Origin of the sequence: Streptomyces sp. NPDC007095 (assembly GCF_040634475.1) — a bacterium.
In the GTDB taxonomy this organism is placed as follows: domain Bacteria; phylum Actinomycetota; class Actinomycetes; order Streptomycetales; family Streptomycetaceae; genus Streptomyces.
Window position 1 is genome coordinate 1 of the sequence record NZ_JBEYFS010000109.1, and the last position, 14,413, is coordinate 14,413.

9 protein-coding genes and 1 pseudogene are annotated in these 14,413 nt (G+C 71.6%); 2 read left to right on the forward strand and 8 right to left on the reverse strand.

Going from position 1 to position 14,413, the window contains the following annotated elements; translation table 11 throughout:
- Both ABZ656_RS31640 and ABZ656_RS31645 read left to right on the forward strand, forming a co-directional pair.
- Positions 1-917, forward strand: a pseudogene (locus ABZ656_RS31640) (serine protease); the annotation flags it as partial.
- Between the two features lie 116 nt (positions 918-1,033).
- Positions 1,034-1,987: a bifunctional riboflavin kinase/FAD synthetase gene (locus ABZ656_RS31645; protein ID WP_360272249.1), complete on the forward strand. Its 954-nt coding sequence runs from the start codon at positions 1,034-1,036 to the stop codon at positions 1,985-1,987.
- 231 nt (positions 1,988-2,218) lie between these two features.
- On the opposite strand, the gene ABZ656_RS31650 is transcribed toward ABZ656_RS31645, so the two are convergent.
- The 8 genes from ABZ656_RS31650 to eccE form a co-directional block, all read right to left on the reverse strand.
- Positions 2,219-3,223, reverse strand: coding sequence for an ABC transporter ATP-binding protein (locus tag ABZ656_RS31650; protein WP_360272252.1), 1,005 nt, complete (start codon positions 3,221-3,223; stop codon positions 2,219-2,221).
- Positions 3,220-4,239 (reverse strand): ABC transporter ATP-binding protein, encoded by a 1,020-nt coding sequence (locus ABZ656_RS31655; protein ID WP_101400988.1) that lies wholly within the window; start codon positions 4,237-4,239, stop codon positions 3,220-3,222. Before ABZ656_RS31655 ends, ABZ656_RS31650 begins: the two co-directional genes overlap by 4 nt.
- Positions 4,236-5,159 carry an ABC transporter permease gene (locus ABZ656_RS31660; RefSeq protein ID WP_360272303.1) on the reverse strand — a complete coding sequence of 308 codons (924 nt, stop codon included), beginning with the start codon at positions 5,157-5,159 and terminating at the stop codon, positions 4,236-4,238. The genes ABZ656_RS31655 and ABZ656_RS31660 overlap by 4 nt, the downstream gene beginning before the upstream one ends.
- A 23-nt stretch (positions 5,160-5,182) precedes the next feature.
- The gene (locus ABZ656_RS31665) at positions 5,183-6,250 is read right to left on the reverse strand and encodes an ABC transporter permease (RefSeq protein WP_360272256.1); all 1,068 of its coding nucleotides are present in this window, start codon (positions 6,248-6,250) and stop codon (positions 5,183-5,185) included.
- A 68-nt stretch (positions 6,251-6,318) separates the two neighbouring features.
- Complete coding sequence (locus ABZ656_RS31670) at positions 6,319-8,190, reverse strand: ABC transporter substrate-binding protein (protein ID WP_360272259.1); 1,872 nt, start codon at positions 8,188-8,190, stop codon at positions 6,319-6,321.
- Positions 8,191-8,547: 357 nt separating this feature from the next.
- Positions 8,548-11,805, reverse strand: coding sequence for an SCO5717 family growth-regulating ATPase (locus tag ABZ656_RS31675; protein ID WP_360272262.1), 3,258 nt, complete (start codon positions 11,803-11,805; stop codon positions 8,548-8,550).
- 358 nt (positions 11,806-12,163) lie between these two features.
- Positions 12,164-13,021: a hypothetical protein gene (locus tag ABZ656_RS31680; protein WP_101403790.1), complete on the reverse strand. Its 858-nt coding sequence runs from the start codon at positions 13,019-13,021 to the stop codon at positions 12,164-12,166.
- Entirely contained in the window at positions 13,018-14,346 is a 1,329-nt protein-coding gene (gene eccE, locus ABZ656_RS31685) for a type VII secretion protein EccE (protein ID WP_360272265.1), read from the reverse strand. Before eccE ends, ABZ656_RS31680 begins: the two co-directional genes overlap by 4 nt.
- Positions 14,347-14,413: the final 67 nt, after the last annotated feature.

Consider the following 14,413-nt stretch of genomic DNA (forward strand, 5'->3'; position numbering starts at 1 on the left):
TGTCGTCCTCGTCGAGCGCACGCAGGACCAACCGCTCCGTGCTGATGGAGATGTCGGCCGAGGCCGACCGAGAGCTGCTGCGCTACGCGGCGCTGACCCTGCTCGCCAGCCCCGCCGACTGCACGCTGCACGGTGGCGCGCTCGGCCTGCTCGTACGGGACCCGTGGACGCGGGCCCGGTACCTGCCGCAGGCGCTGGAGCGCTTCGCCGCGGGCGATCCGCGGCTGCCCGCCGGTGCGCTGGTCGCAGCCCTGAACACGCATCCCGACCCGGTGCTCGAAGCCTTTCGGGTCCGGCTGCGGCAGCCGTGCGCGGACACCTCGGAGGCGCTGCGCACGCTCGCCGACGTCACCACGCCCGCGCTCGCCCGCCGTGTCGGCGTGCTGGTCAGGGAAGTGGTGGAGCTGTGCCCCGAGGCCGCCGCGCACGTGGCCGCGTACGTCGACCGGCGCCTCGAACACGGATCCGCGGCACGATCCGTCCTCTTCCCACTGGTCACCGGTCTGCTGGTCGGCTGCCCGGCTCCGGTGCGGGCGGCCCTCGCGGCCGTGCTGGCGGCGCCGGGCAGCCCTGACTGCGGCCCGTTGCGGCGCGAGCTGCTGGACCTGCTGCTCGCGCACGAGCAGGACCCGGCCGTCCTCGACACCCTGCTGCGGGCCGCCGCGGACGGCGCGGCCCGCCGGGGCGAGGAACCCACCCGTGAGCTGGTGCACCGCACGGGCCTGCTCCTCGTCCGCACCCCGGCCGGAGCCACCGGATTCGACCGCGGTCTGGTCGAGCTGGCCCGTCAGGTCCCCGGCTTCGCGACCCTGGTGGCACGCTGGCTGACCGGCTCCCCCGACGAGTGGGCCGCGGTGGTCGGCCCGAGCACCCGCCGCATGATCGAGAACCTCGCCGGGGTGCGGGTTCCGGCCTGAACCGTGCGCGATGCGTCACACCCCGATGCCGATGCGAACCGAGCGCACTCGGCATGGCACCCTTAGAGCTGCGAATGAGGCAATGACGGACACGGGTTCGACAAGGAGCGGTCACAGTGCAGCGCTGGCGTGGCTTGGAGGACATCCCCGAGGACTGGGGGCGCAGCGTCGTCACCATCGGTTCCTACGACGGGGTGCACCGCGGACACCAGCTGATCATCAAGCATGCCGTGGACCGCGCACGTGAGCTGGGCGTTCCCTCCGTCATGGTGACCTTCGACCCGCACCCCAGCGAGGTCGTGCGCCCCGGCAGCCACCCCCCGCTGCTCGCCCCGCACCACCGCCGCGCCGAGCTGTGCGCCGAGCTGGGTGTGGACGCGCTGCTCATCCTCCCCTTCACCACCGAGTTCTCGAAGCTGTCGCCCGCCGACTTCGTGGTGAAGGTCCTCGTCGACAAGCTGCACGCCAAGGCCGTCGTCGAGGGCCCGAACTTCCGTTTCGGCCACAAGGCCGCCGGCAATGTCGACTTCCTGCGCGAGCAGGGCAAGACGTACGACTTCGACGTCGAGGTGGTGGAGCTGTACGTGAGCGGTTCCGCCGGGGGCGGCGAGCCCTTCTCCTCGACCCTGACCCGGCGGCTGGTCGCCGAGGGCGATGTCGAGGGCGCGCGCGAGATCCTGGGCCGCCCGCACCGCGTCGAGGGGATCGTCGTCCGCGGCGCCCAGCGTGGCCGCGAGCTCGGCTTCCCCACCGCCAACGTCGAGACCCTCCCGCACACCGCGATCCCCGCCGACGGCGTCTACGCCGGCTGGCTGCACGTCGGGGACGAGGCGATGCCCGCCGCGATCTCCGTCGGCACGAACCCGCAGTTCGACGGCACCGAGCGCACGGTCGAGGCGTACGCCATCGACCGCGTCGGCCTCGACCTGTACGGCCTGCACGTCGCCGTCGACTTCCTCGCCTACGTCCGCGGCATGGCCAAGTTCGACTCCATCGAGGCGCTGCTGGAAGCCATCGCGGACGATGTGAAGCGCTCGCGCGAGCTGATCGAGGCGTACGAGGGGGAGTGACTCCGTCGTACGCGGCAGGGGCGCCCGGTGCTTTCAAAGGCACCGGGCGCCCCTTTTCACGTACTGGGTGCGCAGCTGCGCGCCGTCTGCTTCACGTACTGGGTGCGCAGCTGCGCGCCGTCTGCTTCACGTACTGGGTGCGCAGCTGCGCGCCGTCTGCTTCACGTACTGGGTGCGCAGCTGCACGCCCTCTGCTTCACGTACTGGGTGCCCAGCCGCGCGCCCTCCGCTTCACGTACCGAGCCGTGCCCAGTGGCATGCCACCTGTGCTTCGCCGCTGCCGTTCAGTACCTCCAGGTCCTCGCCCCGGCACGCCTCCGCGACACCCGCCCGTTCGGCCTCTCCGCTCGCCAGGATCTGGCAGCGTGCGTGGAAGCGGCAGCCGGCGGGGATGCGGGAGGGGTCCGGGGGTTCGCCGGTGAGGACCACCGGGTCGCCCGGGGCCTCCGGGAGGACGGACAACAGGGCCTGGGTGTAAGGATGCCGGGGCGCGGTCAGGACCTTCTCCACCTCGCCCGTCTCCACGATCCGGCCCAGGTACATCACCGCGACCCGGTCGGCGATGTTCCACGCCAGCCCCAGGTCGTGGGTCACCACCAGGGCGGACAGGCCGAGTTCGGTGCGCAGCCGCAGGAGCAGGGCGAGGATCTCGCCGCGTACCGACGCGTCGAGGGAGGCCACCGGCTCGTCGGCGACGATGAGTTCGGGCTGCAGGACCAGCGCGCCCGCGATGACGACGCGCTGGCGCTGGCCGCCGGACAGCTCGTGCGGGTAGCGCAGGAAGAAGCGCTCCGGCGGGCGCAGACCGGCCCGGGAGAGGGCTTCGGCGACCGCCGCCCGCTCGTCGCCGCCGTACCTGTGGATGCGCAGTCCCTCGGCCACCGCGTCGTACACCGTGTGCCGGGGGTTGAGCGAGCCGCTGGGATCCTGCAGGACCAGCTGGACGCGCTTGCGGTAGGCCTTGAGGGCGCGTGCGGAGTAGTCGAGCGGCCTTCCGTCGAAGGTGACGCGGCCGTCCGTCGGCGGGACCAGACCGAGCAGGGAGCGGGCCAGCGTCGTCTTGCCGCAGCCCGACTCGCCGACCAGGGCGACGATCTCGCCGGGGCGGATGTCGAGGTCGACCCCGTCCACGGCACGCGCGCGGGCGGCGCCGTGACGTCCGGGGAAGGCGATGTGCAGGCCCTCGGCCCGGAGCAGAGGAGCCGCGGTCACCGGGGGCACAGGGGTGGTGGTCATGGGGCGCTGCTCCTGGCTTCTTCGGCCGGGGTGCCCGGCTCGGGGACGGTCGCGCCGGCGTGCACACAGGCGGCCCAGCGCCCCGCACCCGCCTCCCGCAGTGCCTGATCCTCGCTCGCGCAGCTGTCCAGCGCCACCGCACACCGGGGGTGGAACGTACAACCGGACGGCAGCGCCGACGGGTCCGGTGGATCGCCCGGCAGTCCGCGCGGCGCGAACCGCGAGGCGGCGTCGCCGATGCGCGGGAACGCCGCCGAGAGTGCCTTGCCGTACGGGTGCCGGGCCGCCTCGTACACCTGCCGGGCCGGGCCCTCCTCGACGACACGGCCCGCGTACATCACCGCGAGCCGGTCGCAGGTGTCGGCCAGCACCGCCAGGTCGTGACTGATCATGATCAGACCCAACTCCTGCTCGGCGACGAGCTGTTCGATCAGACGCAGGATCTGGGCCTGGATCATCACGTCGAGGGCCGTGGTCGGTTCGTCGGCGATGACGAGCCGGGGGTCGCAGGCCAGGGCCATGGCGATCATGACGCGTTGACGCTGCCCGCCGGACAGCTCGTGCGGGTAGGCGCCCGCGCGGGCGGCGGGCAGACCCACGTGCTCCAGCAGCTCGCCGGTCTTCTTCTTCGCGCCCGCCGGGGTCGCCTTCTTGTGGAGCAGGATCGGCTCGGCGATCTGGTCGCCGATACGGTGCACGGCGTTGAGGGAGTGCATCGCGCCCTGGAAGACGATCGAGGCGCCTGCCCAGCGGACCGCCCGTACCCGCCCCCACTTCATCGTGAGCACGTCCTCGCCGTCGAGCAGGATCTCGCCGCTGGTGCGGGAGCCCGCGGGCAGCAGCCGCAGCAGCGCGAGCGCCAGCGTGGACTTGCCGCAGCCGGACTCGCCCGCGATACCGAGCTTCTTGCCCGCGTCGAGGGAGAGGTCCACGCCGCGCACCGCGGCCGCCCCGCCCGCGTACGTCACCTCGAGGTTCCTGACCTCCAGCAGACGCCGCTTCGCCGGAGTGCTCATCGGGTCACCCCCAGCTTGGGGTTGAGGACCGACTCGACCGCGCGTCCGCACAGCGTGAACGCCAGCGCCACCACCGCGATCGCGACCCCCGGCGGTACCAGGTACCACCACTTGCCCGCGCTGACCGCGCCCGCCTCCCGCGCGTCCTGGAGCAGGCCGCCCCAGGACACGACCGTCGGATCGCCGAGCCCGAGGAAGGCGAGGGTCGCCTCGGCGAGGATCGCGGAGGAGATGATCAGGGTGGTCTGCGCCAGCACCAGCGGCATCACATTGGGCAGCACGTGCCGGGACATGATGTGCCAGTGCCCGCCGCCGAGCGCCTTCGCCCGCTCGATGTAGGGCCGCGACTCCACGGCGAGGGTCTGCGCCCGCACCAGCCGGGCCGTCGTCGGCCATGTGGTGACGCCGATCGCCAGGATGATCGTGCCGATCGAACGCGACATCACGGTCATCAGCGCGATCGCGAGCACCAGCGTCGGCATCACCAGGAACCAGTCCGTGATCCGCATGATCACGGTCGCGTACCAGCCGCGGAAGTGGCCCGCGGTGATTCCGATGAGCGCGCCGATCGCGACGGAGAGCACGGCCGCGAGCAGTCCGACGAGCAGCGAGACCCGGGCACCCCACACCACGAGCCCGAGCAGATTGCGCCCGAACTGGTCGGTTCCGAGCGGGAATCGGGCACTGGGGCTCTCCATCGGGCCGCCCGGCGCGTCGGTCACGCTCTGCACGTCGGAGCCGACGGTCAGCGGCGCGGTCAGGGCGATCAGCGCGAAGAGGGAGAGGGCGGCCAGTCCGAAGACGCCCGCCCGGTGGGTGCGGTACTGCCGCCAGAAGCGGGCGGCGGAGTGGCGGCGGCGCTGCCAGGCGAGGGTGCGCGGGCCGACTGCGGCCACCTGCGGGGTTGCTTCGGTCGTCATCGGCCCGTCCGACTCGGTCGTGGTCATCGGCCCACCCGTGGGTCCAGCAGCGGATAGATCAGATCGGCCAGGGTGTTCATCACGATCACCGCCGAGGCGAAGACGAAGAACAGTCCCTGGACCAGCGGCAGATCGGGCACGCTCAGCGCCTGGTAGAAGAGCCCGCCCAGGCCCGGCCAGGAGAAGACGGTCTCGACGAGGATCACTCCCGCGACCGTCCGGCCGAGGTTGATGAAGATGAGGGTGACGGTGGGCAACAGCGCGTTCGGCACGGCGTGCCGACGGCGGACGAGATCGTCCCGCAGGCCCTTCGCGCGCGCCGTCGTCAGATAGTCGCTGCCCATCTCGTCGAGCAGCGCCGAGCGGGTGACCAGCAAGGTCTGCCCGTACTCGACGGCGACCAGCGTCACCACCGGCAGGATCAGATGGTGGGCGACATCGAGGACGTACGCGAAGCCCTCCTTGCCCCCCGACTCCATGCCGCCGGTCGGGAACAGACCCGGGATCGGGCCCATGCCCACCGAGAAGACGATGATGAGCAGCAGACCGAGCCAGAAGGACGGGATCGAGTACAGCGTCAGGGCCAGACCGGTGTTGAGGCGGTCGCTCGTGCCGCCGCTCCGCCAGGCGGAGCGGGTGCCGATGAAGATACCGAGCGCGGTGTAGAGCACGAACGCCGTGCCGGTGAGCAGGAGAGTGTTCGGCAGCGCTTCGGAGATCTTGTCGATTACGGGGGCCCGGAACTGGTACGAGGTGCCCAGGTCGCCGGTGAGGGCCTTGCCGCAGTAGTCGGTGAACTGCTGCCACAGCGGCAGATCGAGTCCGAACTCCGTCCGGTAGTGGGCGAGTTGCTCGGCGGATACCTGACGGCCGCCCGTCATGTATTTCACCGGATCGCCGGGGATGAGCCGGAAGAGGAAGAAGCTGGTGACGAGGACGGCCAGCAGCGAGACGGCCGCGCCGCCCAACTTGCCCGCCACATACCGTAGATACGCGGTGGTGGTGCGCGCCCGTGGCCCGCGGACCGACGGCCCGGCCAGGGCCGGACCGTCGGTCGCCTCGACCAGCGAGGGTGTTGCCTCAGCGGTCATGAACTACTCATTCGCTCGTACGTTCATGGGGTGCCCGTGGGGGTCGGGGGACGGGTGACAGGGGAGGTCTACTCGCGGTCCTCGGCCGTGGCACGGCGCCGCATCGCGAAGAACGCCCCGACGCCCGCGAGAACGACGACGCCCGCGACGATGCCGATGATGACGCCCGTCGAGCTCGAACCGTCGGAGGACGCACCGGAGGCGTCGGCCGGAACCGCCGACCACCAGCTCCAGTAACCGTCCTGGCCGTAGATGTTGCCCGCGGCCTTGGGCATCGTCTCGATCGACTTGATCTGGTCGGTGCGGTAGGCCTCGACCGCGTTCGGGTACGCCATGACGTTCATGTACCCGGTCTCGTAGAGCCGCGACTCCATCTGCTTGACGATGTCCGCCCGCTTGGCGGTGTCGTATTCGGCGAGCTGCTGGTCGTACAGCTCGTCGTACTTCTTGTCGCAGATGAAGTTGTCCGTGGCGCCCGTGTCCTTGGGGGTGGTGGGCAGCGCCCCGCAGGTGTGGATGGACAGCACGAAGTCGGGGTCCGGGTTGACGGACCAGCCGTCGAAGGCCAGGTCGTACTTGCCGGCCAGCCAGGGGTCGGTCACGTTGTCGAGGCAGTCGAGGGTGACGCCGATGCCCAGCTTGCCGAACCACTCCTTCACGTACTGTCCGACCGCCTTGTCGTTCGGGTCGGTGGCGTGGCACAGGATCCGGTAGTCGATCGGCTTGCCGTTCTTCTCGACACGCTTGCCGTCGGCGTTCTTCTTGTAGCCCGCCGCGTCGAGGAGCTGGGCCGCCTTGGCCGGGTCGTACGCGAGCTTCTGGCTCGCCGACGGCTTCCAGTAGTACGTGGAGAAGCGCGGCGGGATGTATCCCTCGCCCTCGACGGCGTGGCCCTGGAAAACCTTGTCGATGAGGGTCTTCCGGTCGATCGCCATGAAGAGTGCCTGGCGCACCTTCTGGTTCAGCAGCGACTCGGCGCCGTCACCGAAGTGCTTGCCGTCCTTGGACTGGGCGCCGGGGTTGGTGGCGAGGGCGTAGAAGCGACGGCCCGGAGCGTCGTTGACCTTGATGTTCGGCTCGCCCTTGAGGGACGCGGCCTGGGCGGGGGTCAGCGCGGGGGAGCCCGCGACGAAGGAGACCTCGCCCTTGCGCAGGGCGGCCACCGCGGCGTCCTGGTCCTTGAAGTACTTGAAGACCAGCTCGTCGAACTTGGGGGCGCCGCGCCAGAAGGTCTTGTTCGGCTTCAGCCGCACATAGCTGTCGGCCTTGTAGCCGGTCAGGACGAAGGGCCCGTTGCCGACGATCGGGAAGCTCTGGTCGTTGTTGAACTTCGAGAAGTCCTTGACCTTCTCCCAGATGTGCTGGGGGACGATCGGCACGTCGAGGGCGCCCATCGTGGCCTGCGGCTTCTTCAGCTCGATGACGAGCTGGGTAGGGCTCGGGGCCGTGACCTTCCTGAAGTTGGTGACGAAACTTCCGTTGGCGGTGGCCGCGCCCTGGTCCGTCATCATCTTGTTGAACGTCCACGCCGCGTCCTCGGCGGTGGCCTGCTGACCGTCCGACCACTTGGAGTTCGACCGGATCGTGTAGGTCCAGGTGAGCTTGTCGGCGGACGGCTCCCACTTGGTGGCCAGGCCCGGGACGGTGTGGTTGTCCGCGGGGTCGTAGTTGGTCAGGTACTCGTACATGAGCCGGTGGATGCTCGTACTGAGCAGGCGCGAGGCCAGGAAGGGGCTCAGCGAGTCGACGCTCTGCGCGACCGCGACGGTGAGGACTTTCTTGCTCTCCTTGGCCTGCTGGCTCCCCTTGGCCTGGGCCTGTTGCGGGGCCGGGTTGAGCGGGGTCGCGAGACCGGCGGAGAGGGTGAGCGCGGCGGCGGCTGCGGCGGCGAGGAGCCGGGGGCGCAGACGTCCTCTGTTGGGCTGATCGTGTCTGTTCATGGGTCGGTGACCTCGCGTCATCGCTCGCACAGGGATGGCTGGTTGACCTACTGGATCAGGGTGATCGGGGGACGCCGGCGGGATTGATGTGTGTGTCTATCAGCGGCGGTCTCGGCGCGTCAACGGCGCGTGGACCCCGTGTGGCCTGCGGAAATAACGAGTTGGCGCGGATTTTTCGCTCATTGGTTCAGACCGGTGAAGCCCTCCTGGCCAGGGGGTGACGCCCTGTTTCGTGCCTGGACACGAGAAGGCCCGCACCCTGGGGGAAGGGCGCGGGCCTCGGCGAGAAACGGTGCCCCTGAAGGGCCCGATCGGGTTACTGATGTCCGGTTGTCGACGTCCGGCGCCGATGGCCGGTTACTGCTGTGGGGGTGCGGGCGGAGGAGGGGTCTGAGGGGGCTGGCCCTGGTACGGCGGGTAGGGCTGGCCCGGCTGCGGATAGGTCTGGCCGGGCTGCGGGGGTCCCGCGTACGGCTGGCCCGGTTGCGGGGGATAAGGCTGCTGCCCCGGCGTCGGCGCTCCAGGCACTCCCTGCGGGTAGGGGTACTGACCCGGCATCGGCGGGGCGGCCACCGGCGGCGGGTTGCCGTCGTTCGTCCACAGCCCGTGCGACTGCTGGTGCCGGACGATGTCCTCGGCGACCAGTGCGGACAGGTTGAAGTACGCCTCCCGTACCTTGGGCCGCATCATGTCGAGGTCGACCTCGGCACCCGCGGCCAGGTGCTCGTCGAAGGGCACGACCACGACACCGCGGCAGCGTGTCTCGAAGTGGCCGACGATGTCCTCCACCTTGATCATCTTGCCGGTCTCGCGGACACCGGAGATGACGGTGATGGAGCGCGACACCAGTTCCGCGTAGCCGTGCGCCGACAGCCAGTCCAGCGTCGTACTGGCGCTGCTGGCACCGTCGACGGACGGAGTGGAGATGATGATGAGCTGGTCGGCGAGGTCGAGCACCCCACGCATGGCGCTGTACAGCAGACCGGTGCCCGAGTCGGTCAGGATGATCGGGTACTGCTTGCCCAGGACGTCGATCGCGCGCCGGTAGTCCTCGTCGTTGAAGGTCGTGGAGACGGCCGGGTCGACGTCGTTGGCGATGATCTCCAGACCGGAGGCGGCCTGCGAGGTGAACCGCCGGATGTCCATGTACGAGTTCAGGTACGGGATCGCCTGCACGAGGTCACGGATGGTGGCCCCGGTCTCGCGGCGCACCCGGCGCCCGAGCGTGCCCGCGTCCGGGTTGGCGTCGATCGCGAGGATCTTGTCCTGCCGCTCGGTGGCGAGCGTGGAGCCGAGCGCGGTGGTGGTCGTCGTCTTGCCGACACCGCCCTTGAGGCTGATGACGGCGATCCGGTAGCACGACAGCACCGGCGTCCGGATCAGCTCCAACTTCCGCTGCCGCTCGGCCTCTTCCTTCTTCCCGCCGAGCTTGAACCGCGAGGAGCCGCCGGAGGGGCGGCCGCTCTTGGCCTTCTGCTTCTTGTTGTTGAGCAGCCGGTCGGAGGACAACTCCACCGCGGCCGTGTACCCGAGCGGGGCGGCGGCCGGGTTGGTGGGCTGACGCTGGTCGTGCTGGATGGGCTGCGGCCAGGCGGCTCCGGTACGGGGGTCCACCGGCGGCTGGGGCTGCGCCTGCTGGGTCTCCGGCTGCGGTCCCGGGTGGGGCTGCTGCGGGAACCCGTAGCCGCTCTGTTGGGGCGCGTTCGGAGCCGGGGGCGGGGGGAAGCCGTAGCCCGACTGCGGGCCGGGGGCCTGCGGCGCGGGGGGCTGGGGCTGGTTGGCCTGCGGCGCGTCGGTCTGTGGCGCGGCGGCCTGCGGTGGGGTCGGCCGGGGAGCGGGGGCGCCCGTCTGCGGGAACCCGTAGCCGCTCTGTTGCGGTCCCGGCTGGGACGGGACGGGAGCGTTCGGCTGTGGGAACCCGTAACCGGTCGGCGGGGCCGGGGGGTTGGGCGCGGCGGGAGCCGGGATCCCGGGGTGCGGGAAGCCGTAACCGTCGTGCGGCGCGGGCGGCGCGGGTACGGGAGCGTCGGCGGCCGGCGGGGCCACGGGGCCCGGCGTGGGCGGCGTGCCCTGCGGATGCCATGCGGCGGGCGCGGGCTGCGGAGCCTGCGGCTGGAACGGCGGCTGCGGCTGAGCGACCGGCGGTTGCGGCGGGATCGCCGGCTGGGCGGGCGGCGGTCCCGGGTGGGGCTGCTGCTGGGGCTGCTGATGGGGGAAGCCGTAGCCACTCTGCTGGGGCGGCACGGTCGGCTGTCCCTGCGCGGCGGTGGGCTGCGGCGGGACGGGGGCCTGGCCCTCCTGCGCGGCCGTCGGTTGCGGCTGCTGAGGGGGCCCGGCCTGCGGTGGCACGACCGGCTGGGGCGAGGGCCACTGGGCCGCGGGGGCCGGGGCGGCGGGCTGGTAGGCGGGCGGCAGCGGCGGCAGTCCGCTCTGCGGCATAGGCGGGGGAGCCCAGGCGGATGCGGCGTCCTGCGCGTCCTGCGCTATGCCGGTCCCGGCGTTCGGCGAGGTGTCCTGGGGCCAGTCGTCGAAGACATCGGCCTCCTGCGCCGCCGCGTCCGGGGCTACGGGGGTTTCGGGAGCGGAGTCCTGAGGCGCGGTCTCCGCCGTCGCGGCAGCAACGAGCAGCTCGCCCTCCGCCTCAGAGGCACCCTCGGTACCGACGGCACCCTCGACGTCGCCGTCAGAGGCACCCGCGGGCTCCTTGAAACCACCGTCGGCTGCTGCCGCCGCTGCGGCGTCCTCGGAGTCGTCGTCGCCCGCGTCGGCCGTTACCTCCGAGGCCTCGGCCTCGCCGAGCGGGCCGTCTTCACCGCCGGTCGGGTCCGTCACGTCGGCCCCGACGTCCGTGGACTCCTGCCCGTGTCCCGCGGCGGACTCAGTGGCGTCGGAGCCGTCGCCCGCGGGGCTGTTGCCGGTGCCGTCGCCCGCAGGGGCGGCGCCGGTGCCGTCGTGCTCGCTCGTGCCCGCGTTCGCGCCTTCCGCCGGCGAGGTCACCTCCCCGCCTGCCGCGGCCTCACCGGAGGCAGGGGCGGACTGCTGCTCCCCCGCCGGCACGGCGGGCGCGCTCAGTTCGAAGTCACCGCCGGTCGTGTCCTCGCCTTCCGGTCGGTCACCGACCGGCTCGCCCTCGGCGCCGGCGGTGTCCCCGGCCGGGCCGGCGGACGTTTCCTCGGCGGTACGGGCCGCGGCCTCCCGCTCAGCGAACTCACGCTTGAGCGCGGCGGCGGAGAACCGCATGGTCGCGCCGCTCTCGATGTCACCGCTCCCGAGACCGGCCTCGTCAGCCGGTACGGTCGGCGGCGTCCAGGCGGGCTGCGGTCCGGACGCGGGCACGGCCGGAGACACCGGCGCTGCCGGCGGAACGGGCGCTGCCGGCGGAACCGGTGCGGCCGGGTCGAACGACACCGGCGCAGCGGACGGCGCGGGCGGAGCCGGGGGAGGTGGAGTCGGCGAGGCCTGGGCCGAATGGCCCGACGCGTTCTGCGTGTACCAGGCGGGCGGCGCGTAGTCGATGGTGAACTCGCCCGTCGCCTCGACGGCGGACTCCGCGTCGGACTGGTCATCGCCGGGTGTGGCCCAGCCCCCGCGGATCCCGTCCCGATCGCTGTTCACAATTCCTCCTGGTGTGGTCAAGCACCCTCAATGCCGTGCTGACGCGACCGTTCGCTTCGCGTCTCGCTTCGCGTCTGTTCGTGCGAAGCGCGGGCGGGTCCGTCGACGGGTGGGTCGAGGGATCCGGGTCGCGCCCGGTCCCAGCCTAATCACCACGAGCGCCACGACGGCAGGCCCGTCCGCCCCTCCGCACGGGCCCGCTCCGTCACACCTTGCCCAGAAGCGGCCTACGCACGCGTCAAGGGAGTAAACAAAGCGGGCAATCATGGTGAATAAGCCGGGCGCGACAAGGGGGAAATCATTCCCAAAGGTCCAATTACGGACCGCTGTTGAGTCGGCGATGCCCGGGGACGCTCGGTCAGTCCATCCTGCGCGGCGTACCGAACAATCCGGTCTCGGCGTCCGTGGGCTGAGTCATCACGTACTGCCGGTCGCGGTCGGCGCACCAGAGCGTGACCCCGTCGGCGAGCGTGGGCAGTGAGTCCACATCACCCCGGGGCAGCGCCAACGCCCGCCCGATTTCAGTGGCTTCGTCCGGTGAGACCCGCTGCACGCCGACGAGCCGCGCCTGCCGCAGCAACCGGGGGGCCACCGGGCTGAGATACGGCAACAGCGTCAGCACCGACTGCCAGGGGCCGGAGACCACACGCCCGCGCGGCGGCCGCATCCCGCAGTCGCGCACCACCAGCACCGGGTTGCCGGCCGAGGAGCCCTGCGGCGGAACCCGCCCCACGTCATGCACGCTCATGCCGTTCTGCCCGCCGCCCATGGCGTGCACCATCTGCATCCAGGCCGGCGCCCGTCCCGTCTCCACCGCCACGCGCGCCCCCGTGGCCGCCGCTCTCAGCGCGAGCACCTGCGCGGTCCAGAGACCGCCGATCAGGACGACGTCGTACGGCGTCGGCCGGTTGAGCCCCAGCACGGCGGGCTGCCCCTCGGCGTCCACCCCGATGACGACTCCGTCGTCCCCGATGGGCAGCGCGAGCGAGTCGACCTCTTCCACGGACAGCGAGTGCCGCCCGTGCCGAGGCCCGATCAGCCCGAACCCGCTGCGCAGACGTCCACGCCCGCGCTCCGCGAGCGAGCCGGGAGAGCCGGCCGATCCGGTCCCCGAGGCTCCACGAGCTCCCGGATCCCCCGAAGCCCCGAACCCACCCGAATTCCCGTTCCCGTACGCCCCCGAGGCGGTGGCTCCACCTGTGGTCATGGCCATCAGCGAACACCCCCGAGAGGCAGCGTGGCGAGCACACCGGGCAGCTGCTCGCGATCGAGCCGGGCCAGCCCCGTGCCGGCCTGACGGGCGGCGTGCTCCAACGAGTGGCGCGCCGCGACCAGTTCGTCGTCGCTGCGGCCGGTCACCCGCATATGCCCGCACAGCGACACCTCTTGGCGCTCCCCGCGCCGCAGCGTCAGGCTGAAGGTGGTGGCCAGCGCGGGCACGGCCGTGAGCAGGGCGACGAGTTGCGGCAGGGAAGGTCCACCGCCACCGCCCAGTTGGGGCCAGCGCCGCACCCAGTACGTCGTGTGTCTGCGGTTGTCGCAGCGCCAGCTGCGGCCGGACTCCTCGGTCCGCCGCGCGGGCAGGTCGGTGCGTCCCGCCTCGGCCGTCACCAGAGGGTTGGCACACGCCGAGGTCGCGACCGCGGCCGTCAACTCCTCCTCATTGAGCACCGTGGTACGAAAACCCGCCCCCGTGAGCCGACTCGCGAGATGGTCCGCGGCGCGCACGACGCACTTCTGCGCGCCGACGAGTCCACCCCCGCGCGCGGCCACCGCCTCCGGGCACAGCTCCGGATCGAGCTTCAACGCGATCCAGGTGATGCGCACGGCGGGCGCTCCGGTCTGCTCCTGCAGCGGCGCGTAGTTGCTGACGGCCACGGACTGCTGCGGCAGGTGCAACGCGGGCGCGGGCTGCGTGTGCAGCACGATCTGTGCCGACTCCAGATGGATGTCGTCCACGTCCAGCGTGTCCCGCACCAGCCCGAGTGGGAGCGGCTGACGGCTGCGCTCGGCGCGCAGCGCGGTCGCGTCGGCCTCCACCTGAAGAACGGCGGTCACGAACGTACCGTCCCCGATCACGCCGACGGGCCGCCGGTCCTGCGCGCTGTACGCGGAGGTCCGCAGGCCCGGATCGCACTCCACGGCGGGGGCGAGACCGGGCTCCGTCCCGGGCGGTATCGGCGTACTCGCCGCGCGCCGCTGCCGCGCCCGCAACGCCCGTGCCGTGGCGAGCCATTCGGGCAACGAGCGGCCCCGGCGCCGCACGAAGGCGAGGAGGACGAGTGCGACCGCGACGACAGCGGCCGGCATCAGCGCGAACGGACCGACGATCCACCCGACGAGCAGCGCGGCGGCGGCGATTTCCAACAGAACGATCCGTTGCAAACGGAACGACCCCGACTGCCCGGGACGCACCTTGAGATGGAGCGCCCCCGTCTGCCCCTGAGCCCTCGCGGGCGGCGAGGACCGCTGCGACCGGGGTGCCGAGGAGCCCTGCTCCCGCGACCGGTCACGCGACCGGAACCGCGTTCCGGAAGCCATCACTGCATCCCCCCGTTTTCCTTACAACTCATTGGAACAACGCCACCACACAAGGCCCTTGAAGGCC